Source organism: Sphingomonas glacialis (assembly GCF_014653575.1).
In the GTDB taxonomy this organism is placed as follows: Bacteria; Pseudomonadota; Alphaproteobacteria; order Sphingomonadales; family Sphingomonadaceae; genus Sphingomonas; species Sphingomonas glacialis.
This window is the reverse complement of record NZ_BNAQ01000003.1, coordinates 127,549-142,894: the sequence shown is the minus strand read 5'-3', so window position 1 is coordinate 142,894 and position 15,346 is coordinate 127,549. Positions and strand designations below refer to the sequence as shown.

The following is a 15,346-nucleotide window of genomic DNA, read 5'->3' as shown; positions in this document are numbered from 1 at the left end:
TCCTCTGCGCGAACCCAGCCCGCTCGATCGAACGCGCGACGCCCCTGTCAGCGCGCCAATGCCCCATGTTCGATATGCGGCAGTACATGCCGCGCGAACAGATCGGCCTCGGCCGCATGCGGGTAGCCCGAGAGGATGAACGCCTCGATCCCCATCTCGCGATAGGCGTTGAGCTTGGCGAGCACCTGGTCGGGATCGCCGACGATCGCAGCCCCACAGCCCGAGCGCGCACGCCCGACGCCGGTCCACAGGTTGGCCTCGGCATAGCCGTCGTCCGACGCGCCCTCGCGCAAAGCGGCCTGCGCCGCGACGCCAGCCGAGGTCGAATCGAGCGACTTCGCGCGGATCGCCGCGCCTTCGGCAGCGTCGAGCTTCGACAGCAAGCGGTCCGCCGCAGTGCGCGCCTCGGCTTCGCTGTCGCGCACGATGACATGCGCGCGGTAACCGAACTTCAGCGTGCGGCCGTGCGCAGCGGCGCGCGCGGTCATGTCGGCGATGATGCCGGCAACGACTTCCTGCTTGTCGGGCCACATCAGGAACACGTCGCAGCCCTTGGCGGCGGCTTCGCGCGCGTCGGGCGAGAGTCCGCCGAAGTATAGCAGCGGGGCCTTGCCCGAAACGGTGCCGATGCGTGGCGGATCGATCTTCAATTTCCAGAACTCGCCGTCATGGTCGAGCGGCTCGCCGTTGAGCAGCGTCTTGAGGATCTGCATCGCCTCGACCGTGCGCGCATAGCGCGGCGCCGAGCCGAGCGTTTCGCCGGGCATGTCCGACGAGATGATGTTGACGGTGAGGCGCCCGCCGAGCAGCCGGTCGATCGTCGCGATCTGGCGCGCGAGCTGTGGCGGCCAGGTCTCGCCGATCCGCACCGCCATCAGCAGCGCCATGCGCGTGAGCATCGGTGCGATCGCCGCGGCGAAGGCGGTCGTGTCGATGCCGAGCTGATAGCCCGAGGGGAGCAAGATATTGTCGAACCCGCCGCTTTCGGCCTGGAGCACGATGTCGCGGCAATGCTCCCAGCTCGACTTGAGCTTGGCATCGGGGACGCCGAGAAACTCGTAATCGTCGTCGCACAGCGCCGAGAACCAGCTGATCTCGCAGGGCGGGAGCGCGCTCATGGCAGCTTCTCCCCGCGCGCGGCGACGAGCACGTCGTACCACGTCTGGCGGGTGAACTTGACCTTGTAGACGTCGGCGATCTCGCCGATCCGCGCGACATTCTGCGTGCCGACGATCGGGATCACGCGCGCCGGATGCGCCATGATCCAGGCGTAGGTCGCCGCCGCGCGCGACACGCCCGCCGCGTTGGCGACGACATCGAGCGCCGCTGCGACATTCCTGGACCGATCGTCCTCTGGTGCGCCAAGCCGCCCGCCACCGAGCGGCGACCAGGCGAGCACGGCCATGTCGCGCTCCATCGCGAGATCGAGCAGGCCGTTGGTGATCGGCTCGAGCTCGAGCGGCGAGAATTCGGGCTGGACGGTCGCGAGCGGGATCGTCAGCAGCGCGGCGAGCGCCTGCGTCTGTGCGATCGTGTAGTTCGAAACGCCGACCGCGCGGACCTTGCCGCTGGAAACCATTTCCTCGAGCGTCCGCGCCACTTCCTGCGGATGCGCGAGAATGTCGGGGCGGTGGATCTGGTACAGATCGACCTGCTCGACCTGCAGCCGCTTGAGCGAGGTCTCGAGCGCGCGCATCAGATAGGTGCGGCTCGAATCATAGGGCACGGGCGGGGTAATCCCGCCCTTGGTCGCGAGCACCATCCGGTCGCGCATTCCCGGCGTCGCGCTGAAGATCTGCCCGAGCAGCGACTCGGCATCGCCGAACCCGCCGCTGCCGTTGAAGCCGTAGATGTCGGCGGTGTCGAACAGCGTGACGCCAGCGGCAAACGCCGCCTCGATCAGCGCGCTGCCCTCGGCCGGAGTGACGCCGGCGAAACGCCACATCCCCCAGGCAATCGGCGAGACCATGATTCCGCTCTTGCCGAGCGGACGCATTTCGGGTGTAAGTGTGATTTCAGACATCGTTGTCATATGAGGCGAATCCCGTGGTAGAGCAAGTGCGATATGGCCTGGTCGGCACTGGAATGATGGGCGTCGAGCACATCACCAACCTTGCCATCACGCCGGGTGCGGTGGTGACCGCGCTTGCCGATCCCGCGGCGGGGTCGCTCGGCTGGGCCAAGGACGCGCTCGGCGACAAGGCCGCGCAGGCGACCGCGTTCGATTCGGTCGAGGCGCTCGCCAGCAGCGGGCTGTGCGATGCGGTGATCGTCGCCAGCCCCAATTTCACGCACCGTTCGGTGCTCGAGCCGCTGTTCGATGCGGGGCTTCACATCCTGTGCGAAAAGCCGCTCGCGACGACGCTCGACGATTGCCGCTGGATCGTCGATCGCGCGGGCGCCACCGACAAGGTCTTCTGGACCGCGATGGAATATCGCTACATGCCGCCCGCGGCCGAGTTCATCGCCGACATCCATGGCGGCAAGATCGGGCGGCTGCAGATGCTGTCGATCCGCGAGCATCGCTTCCCGTTCCTCGTCAAGGTTGCCGATTGGAACCGCTTCAACCGCAACACCGGCGGGACGATGGTCGAGAAATGCTGCCACTTCTTCGACCTGATGCGGCTGATCACGCAGAGCGAGGCAGTGCGAGTCTATTGCTCGGGCGCGATGGACGTGAACCATCTCGATGAGACGTATGGCGGCGAACGGCCCGACATCATCGACAACAGCTATACGACGGTCGATTTCGCCAACGGCGTGCGCGCGATGCTCGACCTGTCGATGTTCGCCGATGGCGCAGAAAATCAGGAAGAGATCACCGCAGTCGGCAGCGATGCGCGGCTCGACGTGCTGATCCCCGAGGGCGCGCTGGTCCATTCCCCGCGCGTCGGCTTCCGCAATCCCAAGCAGGCGACGCGCCGCGTTGTTCATACCGACGAGACCGCGCTCAACGCGGGCAGCCATCACGGATCGACCTTCTACGAGCATCAGCGCTTCAACGCCGCGGTGCGCGGGGCGGGACCAGTCGACGTCACCGCGCATGATGGTATGATGGCGGTCGCGATCGGCACCGCCGCCGAGATCAGCGCGCGCGAGCATCGCGTCGTCGAAATGGCCGAGCTCGGAGTCTGAGCGCGAAGCGGAACTTTACTGCTGGCAAGCCTGATCACGCTGTCAGAACGATCAAGACGATAATACCCATCGCCAAGATGGGATTTTACCGAAGGGGATGATGATGAAAGCTCTTTACCTGACTGGCGCTGCCACGCTCGCGTTGCTCGCCGCCGCGCCGACCTATGCGCAGACTGCGCCCGAACCCGCCCCGCAAGCCGAACCGGCTGCCCCCGAAGACGCCGCGCCCGGTGACATCATCGTCACCGCGCAGAAGCGCTCCGAGCGTCTGCAGGACGTGCCGGTCGCGGTGACGGTCGTGTCGGGCGACGCGCTCGCCACGCAGGGCAAGACCAGCCTCGAGGGCGCGCAATATCTCGTGCCGTCGCTCAACTTCCTCAAATCGGGGACGACGCTCAACCAGTCGCTGTTCCTGCGCGGCGTCGGCACCTCGACCTTCTCGATCGCGGGCGAGCCGTCGATCTCGACCGTCGTCGACGGCGTCGTGTTCGCGCGCGCGGGCGAAGCGTTCGGCGATCTGGTCGACATCGATCAGCTCGAAGTGCTGCGCGGGCCGCAGGGCACGCTGTTCGGCAAGAACGCGTCGGCGGGCGTGATCAACATCATCTCGAAAAAGCCGACGAGCACGTTTGGCGGCTATGCCGAGGCGGGCTTCTTCACCGACAGCGAATATCGCGGCCGCGCGGTGCTCAACGTGCCGCTCGGGGACAGCGTGCGCTCGCGGTTGACGGGCTTCTACACCAATTACGACGGCAACATCCGCAACACCGCCAACGGCAAGCTGGTCAACGGCTTCGAACATTATGGCGGCCGGCTGCAGCTCGATGCCGATGCCGGGCCGAACGTGAAGCTCGCCTTCATTGCCGATTATCACCACAACAATGACGATTGCTGCGGCGAGGTGATCGCCACCGGGCCGATCAACGGCGCGACTGGCCTCGTCACCACCAACGCCTCGACCGCGGTGCTGCCGACGCCACGCGGCGCCGACACGCGCGAGCTCGCGCAAAACCTCGTCACGCGCACGACCGAGACCGGCTACGGCTTCTCGCTCCAGGCCGATATCGAGGCGGGGACGCAGACCGTCACCTCGATCACCGCCTATCGCAACTACAAGAATACCGAGATCCGCGACGGCGATTTCCTGCCCGCCGCCTATATCGGCTTCAACCAGCTGCACGATTTCGGTCCGCAGACGGGCAACACCTTCAGCCAGGAATTGCGGCTGACCTCGCCCGGGCACCAGTTCCTGACCTATGTCCTCGGTGCCTATTATTCGCGCGCCGAAAGCGAGCGGATCTTCACGCGCAACGATCAGGTCTGCAATTCGCTGGCCACGCCCGCGCCGACCGTGCTGACGCCGTGCTCGAGCCCGCTCGCCGCGCCCTCGACCTTCCCGACCGGCACCGCCGATTTCGGATCGGTGTTCAAGAATTTCGCGCTGTTCGGGCAGGGGACGATCAACATCGCGTCGCGCTTCCGCGTGATCGGTGGGTTGCGCTATACGGTCGACCAGCTCGACGTGTTCCACATCCGCCGCACGGCGCTCAACGGCCCCGGCATCAACACCAATTTCGACGCGGGTGTGTACAATAACGGTCTCGGCGGCGGTGTCTCGAACGGCGTGCCGTTCCGCGGCAAGGCGACCAACGAGAATCTGTCGGGCAAGGCCGGCGTCCAGTTCGACATTTCGCGCGGTTCGACCGCTTATGCGACCTACGCCCGCGGCTATAAGGGGCCGGCGTTCAACGTCTTCTTCAACCTGACTGCAACGGGCACCAACGTGATCGCGCCCGAGACGTCGGATTCGTACGAGATCGGGCTCAAGAACACCTTCTTCGGGGGCAAGCTGACGCTCAATCTGGCCGCCTATTACGCCAAATATCATAATTTCCAGGCGAACAATCCCGATCTCGTCGCGGGTGTGGTCGTCACGCGCTTCACCAATGCGGGTGACGTCTCGACGCGCGGGGTCGAGCTCGACACGACCTTCCGTCCGGTGCGCGATCTCAGCCTGACCGGCGGGCTTGCCTATACCGACGCGCATGTCGACAATTTCCGCGTGCCGGCACCGGGCGCCGCTGCGGTACCCAACGGAACGCCGCTTGGCTTCGCACCGAAGTGGAAGGGCAATCTCAGCGCCGACTATCGCGTGCGCACCAGCGGGTTCGCCGATATTCTGCTAGGCGCGCAAGGGTCGTACCAGAGCAGCGAGCTTGGGCTGTTCTCGGCCGATGCGGTCCAGCGGCGGCTCGGCACGATCGGGGCGTACGGCCTGGTCAATCTTTCGGCCGGGCTCGTCAGCAAGGACGAGCATTACAAGCTGACCTTCCAGGTGCGGAACCTGTTCGACCAGAGCTTTGCCGCGTCGATCATCAATGGCGGGCCGGGCGGTGCGTATCGCTACCAGATCCCGCGCGACGCCGATCGCTATTACGGGGTGACCGGACGCGTTACGTTCTGATCTGTCAAATCCTCCCTCGCGCGGCGGGGGAGGCGGCAGCCGACGGCTGACGGAGGGGGCTTTCCGCAAGCGATGCGCATGCGGCGGCGCTCCCTCCACCATTCGCTAAATGCGCATCCTCCTCCTCCCCCGCTCCGCGCGGGAGGATTTAGTGTGCGGCCACCAAGCCGTCGCCGCGTTCGCTTTCATCCACCGGCACGATCACCGGGATCAGCAGGTGGATCGCCAGCAGCGCCGCCAGATACGACCCGGCGCAGATCGCCAGCGCCGGCGCGTAGCCCCAGCCATGCGCCAGCGCATAGGCCTGGAACTGGATCATCCCGATCGAGCAGAGATTGCCGCAGAACGCCGCGATCCCGATGCGCGAACCGACCGAGCGCGCCGGGGTGATGTCGGTCGTCACGCCGAACACGTTGGTCGAGAAGCCCTGATGCGCGAACAGCACGAGGCCGAGCAGCAACGCTGCACTCCACGGGCTCGACACCGACTGGACGAACACCACCGGCAACACGAGCAAGGCATAGCCCAGCATCGCGGTTTTCCGCGCGCGGTTGACGCTCCAGCCCATCGCCATCAGCCGCGACGGCACGAAGCCGCCGGTCAACGCACCGCACGCCGCAAGCACATAGACCAAGGCCACCGGCAGCCCGAGCGTACCCTGCGGGAGGCCGAACAGCCGGTGGAACAGATCGGGCAGCCATAGCAGCATGAAGAACCACACTTGGTCCGACAGTACCTTGGCGATCGCGATCGCGGCGGTCTCGCGGCTGCGCAGAACGCTGAGCCACGGCACTGGCGCCGGCGCGACTGCGTCGAGCGCGACGGGCTTGATGCGGACCCCGAACCACACGACCACCCAGACGACGCCAAGCCCGCCCGCGAGCAGGAACGCCGCCTGCCAGCCGAACGCCACCGCGAGCGCGGGGATGAACAGCGGCGTGATGATCGCGCCGATATTGGGCGCGGTGTTGCCGATGCCGAGCGCGATCTGGCGGTCCTTGTGGTTGAAATAGGTCGCCGCCGATTTGACCGCAGCCGGCGTGCCGACCGATTCGGCGATGCCGAGCACGATGCGCGCGGCGAAGAAGGCGGGGACCGAGGTCGCAAAGGCATGCGCCATGCCCGCGAGGCTCCAGATCAGCACGCCGAGCGCGAAGCCGAGCCGCAGGCCGACGCGGTCGAGGAACCAGCCGGTGCCGAGAAACGCGAACGCCGTCGCGATCTGGAAGGCGGTGCCCATATTCGCATAGTCCTGATCGGACCATTTGAACTGCGCCTCGAGCGTTGGCTTGAGCAACGCGAGGATCTGTCGATCGACATAATTGAGCATCACCGCGACGAACACCATCGCGACGATGATCCAGCGCGCTGCGCCGCCCCTGATTGCCATTCCGATCCACTCCCATCTTTTTCTTGAGACAGCGTTGTCAGATAATCGCGCTTCGGGCTAGACCTTCTTCGCTCGGGCTTGTCCTGAGGATCGCCGCATCGCAAGACCCAAGACTGCGCTGTGGTGTACGGGAGACTGCGGGATAAGCCCGCGGCGGCGCAAGGGTGGAGCAAGATGGCGACCAAGCAACCGAAACGTCCGCTCCCGATGGCTGCCGATCTTTATGGCGATCTGTACGGCGACATCGAAACCGCGCCCAAGCATGACTGGCGCGGCTATGTCCCCGGGCTCGTCGTGGTGGCGATGGGGACGCTCGCCGCGGGCTTCCTGTCGGATCATTACGGCGTGCCGCTGACGCTGATGGCGTTGCTGATCGGCCTCGCGCTCAATTTCCTGAGCGCCGACGCGCGGTTGACGCCGGGCCTCGCCTTCGCCTCGCGCTCGCTGTTGCGCTGGGGGATCGTACTCGTCGGAGTTCGGATCACCTTCGGGCAGATCGTCGCGCTCGGACCGGTCGCCTTGCTGTGCGTCGTGCTGATCGTCGCGCTGACGATGGGGGCGGGGATCCTCGCGGCGCGGCGCTTCGGTTTCGATACCGCGTTCGGCATCCTTGCCGGCGGGTCGGTCGCGATCTGTGGCGCGAGCGCGGCGATGGCGCTGGCGACGACGCTCGGCGAGAAACGCACGACGCAAGCGCAACTGACGCTGGTGCTCGTTGGCATCTCGGCGATGAGCGCTTCCGCGATGATGCTGTATCCGCTCGTCGCGCACGCCTTCCACATGAGCGATCTCAAGGCCGGCTTCCTGCTCGGCGCGGCGATCCACGACGTCGCGCAGGCGCTGGGGGCGGGCTATTCCTATTCGGACGGCGCAGGCGGGATCGCCGCGATCGTCAAGCTGACGCGCGTGGCGTTGCTCGCGCCGGTGCTCGCTGTGGTGGCGATGGGGCTCGCGCGCTGGGGCGGCGGCGGCGAAGGTGCCGCCAAGGGGCCGGGGGTGCCGTGGTTCGTGATCGGCTTCTTCGTGCTCGCCGGGATCAATTCGTTCGGCGTGATCCCGCCGATCGTCGCGGGCGGCGCCGAGAAGGCCGCCGCGGCGATGCTCGCGACGGCGGTCACCGCGACCGCAATCCGCTCGCCGCTCGCGCAGCTGCTCGAGGCGGGGCCCAAGCCGCTGTTGGTCATCCTGATCGCGACGCTGGTGGCGTTCGGCCTGGCGCTCGCGGCGGCGCTGCTGCTGATCGGTTAGAGGGCTTCAAGCGCGCGGGTGCGTGCATCCCGCGTCCGTTCGCCCTGAGCCTGTCGAAGGGCCTTCGCCGCTCGCGAGCGGCGTGCGTGGAGCGCGGGGCTTCGACAGGCTCAGCCCGAACGGATGAGAGCGCACGCCTTGAGCAGATACGGCGCGATCCCTCAGCCCTGCGCGACCGGCCCGGTCGATTCGCGCACGATCAGTTCGAACGCCACTTCGCGCCGCTCGATCGGCGCATCGGCTGGGGCGAGCAGCAGGTCGGCGGCCTGATACGCCATTTCGCGCGTCGGCTGGCGGATCGTGGTGAGCGGCGGCCAGACGAAGCCAGCAAGCGCGGCATCGTCGAACCCGGCGACCGAAAGCTGCCCCGGCACCGCCAGCCCGCGGCGATGCGCTACCGTCAGCACGCCTGCCGCCATGTCGTCGCTCGATGCGAAGATCGCGGTCGGCGGCACGTCGAGCGCGAGCAACGCCTCCGCTGCGCGTGCGCCCGAGGCAAAGTCGTAGCTGCCCTCGCGCACCAGGATCGGATCGAGCGAAAGACCTTCCTGCCCGAGCGCACGCGCATAGCCGCGCATCCGTTGCCCGCTCGTCGCATAGCTCGGATGCCCGGCGATGAAACCGATCCGGCGATGCCCGAGCTCGAGCAGATGCGCCGTCATCACGCGCGCCGCACGCTCATTGTCGATGAAGGTCGAGCTTGCCAGATCGACCGCACTCCCGGGCGAGACGCGGACGAAGCGCACACCGCGCCGTTCGAGCAGATCGAGCACCTGCGGGTGGTCCGACACCGGCGGGGTCAGGATCAAGCCGTCGACATGCGTCGCATCGACCAGATTTTCGATATCGTCGAGCAGCGTCGCCGCGTTGCGGTCATACGGTTGCGCGATCATCCGCACGCCGTCCTGCGCGCAGCGATCGCGGATCCCCGACTGCATCTCATAGACATAATAGGGGCTGGGATTGTCGCAGATCAGCGCGATCTGGAAGCTGCGCTTTCCCGCGAGCGAGCGTGCCGCCGTGCTCGGGCGGAAGTTGAGCTCGGCGACCGCGGCCTCGACCTTGGCGCGCGTCTCGACGCCGACATAGCGCTCCTTGTTGAGGACGCGCGAGACGGTCTTGATCGATACGCCCGAAACTCGCGACACGTCCTTGATCGTCACGCGCAAAATGCCGGCTCCCCATTGCCCTGCCGCGGGGTGTGCCGCAGCAGGGCCGGGTCGGCAATACGCATCCACCCCGGGCGCGTGTTATGCCATCGTGTTGCGGCCGCGCTCGATCGTCGCGGTGTGGCCGATGCTCGCGCTGGTGTTCGCGGCCTTGATCGTCTCGAGCATGATCCAGTCGTTGCTCGCCTTGGTCGGCGTCAGCGTCATCGCCATATAGCCGCGACGCGAGGTGTCGCACCATTTGAGCTCGGGATTGGCGCGGACGAGCGTCGCTGCGATCACCTTTGGATCGGTGCGCGAAGCGGCCTCATAGCCGGGCGAGCTCACCGCGTGGCCGGCGAATTCGACGCCAGCGGGCTTGCCGTCCTGGCCGAGATCGTACGCCCAGGCATTGTGGCTGTCGCCCGACAGCACGATGAGGTTCGCGCCGAGCGCCTGCGCGCCCTTGAGGAAGCGCGCGCGCGCGGCGGGATAGCCGCCCCAATTGTCGTAGTTGAACGGCAGGCCCGCCTTGGCGGCGGCGACACCGGCGAGGATATAGTTTTTCGCGCGCGCCGGGGCATCGGGGGCGACCCAGCTCAGCGCGTCCTGCGGCATCATCGTCTCGCCCATGATCGTGCCGAAGCCGACGACTTGCCAGCGTTGCCCGGCGCGGACCGATTGCGCCATCGCGTGGCTGAGCCAGCTTTCCTGCTGGCTGCCCATCATCGTCACCGCCGGGTCCATCCACGCGCCGTTGCGGAACGCCTTCAGCGCGGCGGTCGGATCGGTTTCCTTGAACAGCGGGGCGACATCGGGCTGCTTGGTGCGCGCGAGGAGGCGCGTCTCGGTGCGGAACAGCGTGGCGAGCGTGCCGATCTCATACGCCTTCCACGGCTCGTCCGAGACCGGCATCCATTCGCGATACGCCTGGATCGAAGCGGCGCGGCGCGCATTCCAGTCGCCTTCGTCGGCCTGATGATTCTCGGCGCCGCCCTCCCAGCTGTCGTTCGCCGATTCGTGGTCGTCCCACTGCACGATCATCGGCAGCTTCTGGTGGAGCGCCTGCAAGGCCGGGTCGCTGCGATAGCTGGCATAGCGGATGCGATAGTCGGCGAGGTGGAGCAATTCGGTTGCGGGCAAGGGCACGCGGCCGGCGACTTGGTCCTTGAGCGCGGGATAGTCGCCCGCGCGATATTCGTAGAAATAGTCGCCGAGATGGATCGCGAGGTCGATGTCGTCGCGCGCGGCGGCGTGGGCATAGGCGTTGAAATAGCCATAGGGCATGTTCGAGCACGAGAAGGTCGCGGTGCGGAAGCGATCGACCGGGCCGACCGGGAGCGTGCGCGTCGTGCCGACGGGCGAGAAGCTGCCGTCGGGGGCGACGAAGCGGAAGTGATAGCGCGTGGCGGGCTTCAATCCGTCGACGGTGATCTTGGCGGTGAAATCGCGCCACACGCCGGTGATCTGCGATCCGCCGGCTGCGACGCGCGCGAAATCGGGGGTTTCGGACAGTTCGACGCGGACTTCGGCGGTGTCGCCGGCGGCGGGAACGTAGCGCGTCCACAGCAGCATCGAATCGCTGGCAGGCTCGCCGCTGGCGACCGAATGCGTGAAGCCGCGCGTGCTCGTCACCGAGGGCGTCTGCGCGAAGCCCGGCACGGCAAACGCGCCGATCCCGAGCGAGCCGGTCAGTAGGAACGAGCGGCGGTCGATACGGATGGTCATGCGCGGATCTCCAGAAGATTGCGATTCCCTGCCACCGGGATATGGCGCGTTCGTGACAGCGGCAATCGTGCAGCGTAAGCCGCGTCGATGAGGGCGCGATGACACGATCGGTGGGTTTGCCGTGGCGCTGGCTGGCGGCCGCGCTGGTGGTGTTCGCAGCGCTCGCCTTGCTCCACCCGATCGACCATGACGAAAGCCAATATGTCGCCGCGGCGTTGCTGAGCGCGCAAGGCGAGCTGCCGTATAGCGACTATGCGTATCTCCAGACACCGTTGCAGCCACTGCTCTTTGCGCCGATCGCCTGGGCGGCGGGGGCACATGCATGGCTTGCGTTGCGGCTCGCCAATGCGTTGCTCGGCGTGTGCATCCTTGGCTGCGTCTGGCGCGCGGCGCGCGAGGCGGGGGCGGGGGCAGGTGCTGCGCTGGCGACTGCCGGGCTGCTCGGCGCCTGCGACATCCTGCTGTTCAGCCTTTCGACCGCGCGCAACGACGCGCTTCCGGCGGCCTTGCTCGCTGCCGCGTTGATCCCGATCGGGCGGGCGGAGCGCGGCGGTGGGACGCGGGGGTCAGCGATGCTGGTCGGGGTGCTGCTTGCGGCGGCGGCGGCGGCGAAGCTGTCCTATGCGATCCCGGCGGTGGCTTACGGTGGCTATGCGTTGTTCGACCGGCGGCATCGGCCGGTCTCGGTGGTGCTCGGAGCTGTGCCTGTTGCGGGGTTGGTCGCCTCGAGCTGGGCGCTCGCGCCCGCGGCGTTCGTGTTCGAGACGATCACCTTTCCCGCGGTGGCGCCTGCCGAATTCTACGCCGATCGGCCGTGGAAGCTCTCGCTGCTGGGCAAGGCGGTCGACAGCCTCAAATTCCTCGCGCTGGGGCCGGCGCTGCTGGCGCTGGTCGCCATTCGCAAGCGGCTGTGGCGGCCGGATGTGCTCGCGGTTCTGCTGGGCGCGGGGCTGGTGGCGGCATTGCTGCCGCTGCCGACCTGGCGGCAATATCTGTTGCCGGCGCTGCCGCCGCTGTTCGTCTTGCTCGCGCTCGAATGGCAGCGCGCACGACCTGCGCGCTGGATGCGCGTAGCGGCGGCGGTGAGCGTTGGCGCGGGGCTCGCCCCGACGCTGATCGAAGCGGCACAGTCGCGCGGCGCAACTTCGCTCCTCGCGGCCGTGAGTGAGGGGCGTGCGATCGCGCTTGCGCTCGACCAAGCGGGCGTCCGCGGTCCGATCGCGACGCTCTCGCCGCAATTCCTGGGTGCGACGCACGCGCTGCCCGATCGTCGCTTCGCGACCGGGCCGTTCTATTTCCGCAGCCATGCCTTGCTTCCCGCGCCCCGCGAGGCCGGGATGCATCTCGTGTCGGCCGATCGGCTAGTCGGGCTCGACCAGGCGCCGCCCGCGGCGATCCTGGTCGGGGGCGAGGGCGGCTGGAGCAGCGGCGATGCGATGCTCGATGCGCGGCTCGAGCGGTGGGCGCTGATGCGGCACTATCGCGCGGTGCCGATCGCGAGCGCGCGCTTCCGGTTGTACGTCCGCTAACCCCCCTGCGCCCTCGTTTCGCCCGAATGTCGACCTAGCGACGCAGCCGTGACGGATATCGCCGCTTCCTCGTTCCGATCGTCGGTCACGCGCGTTCCGCGTTGGGTGCTGCTGTTCGGGGTCGCGCTGCTTGTCCGCGCGCTGACCTTCGGCAACCCGATCCTGCATGTCGACGAGGAATTCTATTACGCCACCGCGCACGCGATCGTGCACGGCGCGATTCCCTATGTCGATGTGTGGGACCGCAAGCCGGTCGGGCTGTTCCTGCTCTACGTGCCCGCCGCCGCGCTGGGGCTGCCGCTCGGGATCTGGGCGTATCAGGCGATGGCGCTGGCGAGTGTCACCGCGACCGCGACGCTGATCGCGCGACTGGCGGATCGCGCGGGCTGGGCGAAGGGCGCGCTTCCTGCGGCGATCGCCTATCTGCTGTGGCTCAACCTGCTCGAAGGCGAGGGTGGGCAGACTCCGGTCTTCTACAATCTGCTGATGGTCGGCGCAGCGAGCTTGCTCGCGCCGCGGCCCGACGATGCCGCCCATCCGACGCGCCGCCTCGCCCACGGCTGTGCCGCGCTCGCATTGGTCGGGCTGGCGCTGCAGATCAAATATACCGTCGTGTTCGAAGGCGCGTTCTTCGGGCTGTGGTGGATGGCGCGCGAGTGGCGGCTCGGACGATCATGGTGGGGGGTCGTGCTGCTCGCCACGCCGCTTGCGGTGCTTGCCGCTGTACCGACGGTGGCGGTGTGGGCGTGGTTCGGGGCGCACGGGCTGGGCGACGCCTTTCTCTACGCCAATTTCGAATCGATCGGCGCGCGCGGGAGCGATCCGATACCGCGCGAGCTCGGCAACCTTGCGCTGATGCTGCTGATCGGGTCGCCGCTAGGCGCGATGGCGATCCTAGCGGCGCGGTTGCCGGCGCACGACGACACCCAAGCACTGCGCCGCTGGCTCGTCGGCTGGGCGATCGTCGCGGCGCTCGGCATATTGGTGTTTCGCGGCTATTTCGACCATTATGGCTTGCCGTTGCTGGTGCCGTTCTGCGTCTGCGCGGCAGGCTTTTTCGCGGAGCATTATCGCGCGACGCAGGTCCGAGTGCCGCTGCTGATCGTCGTCCTGCTGGCGTCGCAGATCGTCCTGCTGGTCAAGCGCCATGAGCGTGGGACGCCCGCCGACCTTGCCGCAGTCACGCGCGCGGTCGGCCACGGGCCGGGTTGTCTCTATGTCTTTTCGGGTTCGCCGATGCTCTACCCGCTGGCGGATCGGTGCACGGTGACGCGCTACCGTTTCCCGCGCCATATCGGCCAGGCGAAGGAACGCGGCGCGATCGGCGTCGATCAGCAGGCCGAGCTCGAACGGATCATGGCGCAGTCGCCCGAAATCGTCGTGCTCGGACCCGTCTATAGCGGGGAGCGCGCCGATTTGCGCGCGCTGTTCGAACGCTATGTCGCCGCGCGCTATCGCCAGCGTTCCGATTTGCCGCTCGGTCGCGGGAGGATCGCGGTCTACGCGCTGCGCTGAAGCGGGAGCGATCGCTTGTCGTCGACCAAGCCCTGATAATAGGCCATCAGGTCGATCGCATGGTCGCGGTCGCTGCGGACCTTGGTCGCGGCCACCAGCACCGCGCGGCGCAGCACGCGCTGGTCGCGCGCGAACAGCCGATGGATCGCCATCGCCGCGCTTTGGGCATCGCGCGCGGTGTAGAATTCGGACGCGTGCCGGTCGGCGACTTCGGCGCAGCCGCCGGTATCGGGAACGATCAGCGGCAAGCCACCCGCCATCGCCTCGGACGCGACGAGCCCGAACGGCTCGGCCTCCGAGCCATGGATCAGCGCGTCGCAGCTCGCGACGATCCGCGCGAGCCGCTCGCGGTCATAGACCGGGCGGAACATGCGGATGTGCGGCGATCCCGCGATGCGCGCTTCGATCTGGCGGCTCTCGACGCCGGTGCCGAGCAGGATCAACCCGACCGGCAATTCGGAACCGGCACGTTCGACCGCGTCGATCACCAGGCGCCAGCGCTTCTCGGGATGATGGCGTCCAAGTCCGAGCAGCAAATGCCCGGTCGGCGGCAAGTCGCACTGCGCGAGCAGCGCCGCGCGCAGCCGGCCGTCGCGCAGATCGGGCGAGAAATGGCCGCGTTCGATGCCGAGCGGCATCGATGCGTCGATATGCACGCCGCGCCCCTTGAGGCGTTTTTCGAGCGCCGGGCCGTTGGTGACGACCGCATCGAAATGCTTGAGGAAGCGCGACATGTAGCGGCTGTACCAATCGAACGCCTGTTCGAGGCGCTCCTGCGGCGCCATCCCCTCGAACCAGCGCAGCGCATAGGCCGCCATGTTGTCGTTGTGCATGAAGAACGCCTTGACGACGCCCTCGGGGTATTTGGGCTGCCACTTGCCGATCACCCAGGGCAAGCGCCACGGCGACGACGTCTCGACGACGTCGGGTTGCAGTTCGTCGAGCCAGCGCAGGATCGGCGCGGCGTCCCAGAACAGGCCGTAATTCTGGTCGAGCGGCAAATGGCCGGTCTGGATCCAGATCACCTTGCCGCCGCCCGGGCGTTCCTCGATCGCGTTTTCGCGACCGGGCGCGAGCACGATCAGCTCATGCCCGAGGTCGGACATGATCCCCATCTTGCGATCGATATAGGTCCGCACCCCGCCACCGGTCGGCGAGTAGAATTCGTTGACGTCGACGATACGCATCG

11 protein-coding genes are annotated in these 15,346 nt (G+C 67.3%); 5 read left to right on the top strand and 6 right to left on the bottom strand.

Translation table 11 applies throughout. The annotated features are described in order from the left end of the window. Window positions 1-47: 47 nt before the first annotated feature. Entirely contained in the window at window positions 48-1,118 is a 1,071-nt protein-coding gene (locus tag IE187_RS11355) for an LLM class flavin-dependent oxidoreductase (protein WP_189676365.1), read from the bottom strand. After that, entirely contained in the window at window positions 1,115-2,023 is a 909-nt protein-coding gene (locus IE187_RS11350) for an aldo/keto reductase (protein WP_229839375.1), read from the bottom strand. Before IE187_RS11350 ends, IE187_RS11355 begins: the two co-directional genes overlap by 4 nt. Before the next feature lie 35 nt (window positions 2,024-2,058). Here IE187_RS11350 and IE187_RS11345 point away from each other — a divergent pair, with 35 nt between their 5' ends. Together IE187_RS11345 and IE187_RS11340 are read left to right on the top strand one after the other, a co-directional pair. After that, window positions 2,059-3,135, top strand: a complete 1,077-nt coding sequence (locus IE187_RS11345) for a Gfo/Idh/MocA family protein (protein WP_189676650.1) — start codon at window positions 2,059-2,061, stop codon at window positions 3,133-3,135. A gap of 103 nt (window positions 3,136-3,238) precedes the next feature. Then, window positions 3,239-5,599: a TonB-dependent receptor gene (locus IE187_RS11340; RefSeq protein WP_189676364.1), complete on the top strand. Its 2,361-nt coding sequence runs from the start codon at window positions 3,239-3,241 to the stop codon at window positions 5,597-5,599. Between the two features lie 148 nt (window positions 5,600-5,747). On the opposite strand, the gene IE187_RS11335 is transcribed toward IE187_RS11340, so the two are convergent. Continuing rightward, complete coding sequence (locus IE187_RS11335) at window positions 5,748-6,989, bottom strand: MFS transporter (protein WP_189676363.1); 1,242 nt, start codon at window positions 6,987-6,989, stop codon at window positions 5,748-5,750. 207 nt (window positions 6,990-7,196) lie between these two features. Between IE187_RS11335 and IE187_RS11330 the strand changes: the two genes are divergently transcribed. Continuing rightward, a complete protein-coding gene (locus IE187_RS11330; protein ID WP_189676649.1) occupies window positions 7,197-8,237 on the top strand; it encodes a YeiH family protein in 1,041 nt (346 codons plus the stop codon). A 161-nt stretch (window positions 8,238-8,398) separates the two neighbouring features. Here IE187_RS11330 and IE187_RS11325 read toward each other — a convergent pair whose 3' ends face one another. Both IE187_RS11325 and IE187_RS11320 read right to left on the bottom strand, forming a co-directional pair. Further along, window positions 8,399-9,406: a LacI family DNA-binding transcriptional regulator gene (locus IE187_RS11325; protein ID WP_189676362.1), complete on the bottom strand. Its 1,008-nt coding sequence runs from the start codon at window positions 9,404-9,406 to the stop codon at window positions 8,399-8,401. 81 nt (window positions 9,407-9,487) lie between these two features. Then, window positions 9,488-11,113: an alkaline phosphatase D family protein gene (locus IE187_RS11320; protein ID WP_189676361.1), complete on the bottom strand. Its 1,626-nt coding sequence runs from the start codon at window positions 11,111-11,113 to the stop codon at window positions 9,488-9,490. 98 nt (window positions 11,114-11,211) lie between these two features. On the opposite strand from IE187_RS11320, the gene IE187_RS11315 reads away from it, so the two are divergent. Together IE187_RS11315 and IE187_RS11310 are read left to right on the top strand one after the other, a co-directional pair. Beyond that, window positions 11,212-12,642 (top strand): DUF2029 domain-containing protein, encoded by a 1,431-nt coding sequence (locus IE187_RS11315; RefSeq protein WP_189676360.1) that lies wholly within the window; start codon window positions 11,212-11,214, stop codon window positions 12,640-12,642. 48 nt (window positions 12,643-12,690) lie between these two features. Beyond that, window positions 12,691-14,157, top strand: coding sequence for a glycosyltransferase family protein (locus IE187_RS11310; protein ID WP_229839374.1), 1,467 nt, complete (start codon window positions 12,691-12,693; stop codon window positions 14,155-14,157). Here IE187_RS11310 and IE187_RS11305 read toward each other — a convergent pair. Continuing rightward, a complete protein-coding gene (locus IE187_RS11305; RefSeq protein ID WP_189676359.1) occupies window positions 14,142-15,344 on the bottom strand; it encodes a glycosyltransferase in 1,203 nt (400 codons plus the stop codon). The two genes, IE187_RS11310 and IE187_RS11305, sit on opposite strands and share 16 nt — an antisense overlap. Window positions 15,345-15,346: the final 2 nt, after the last annotated feature.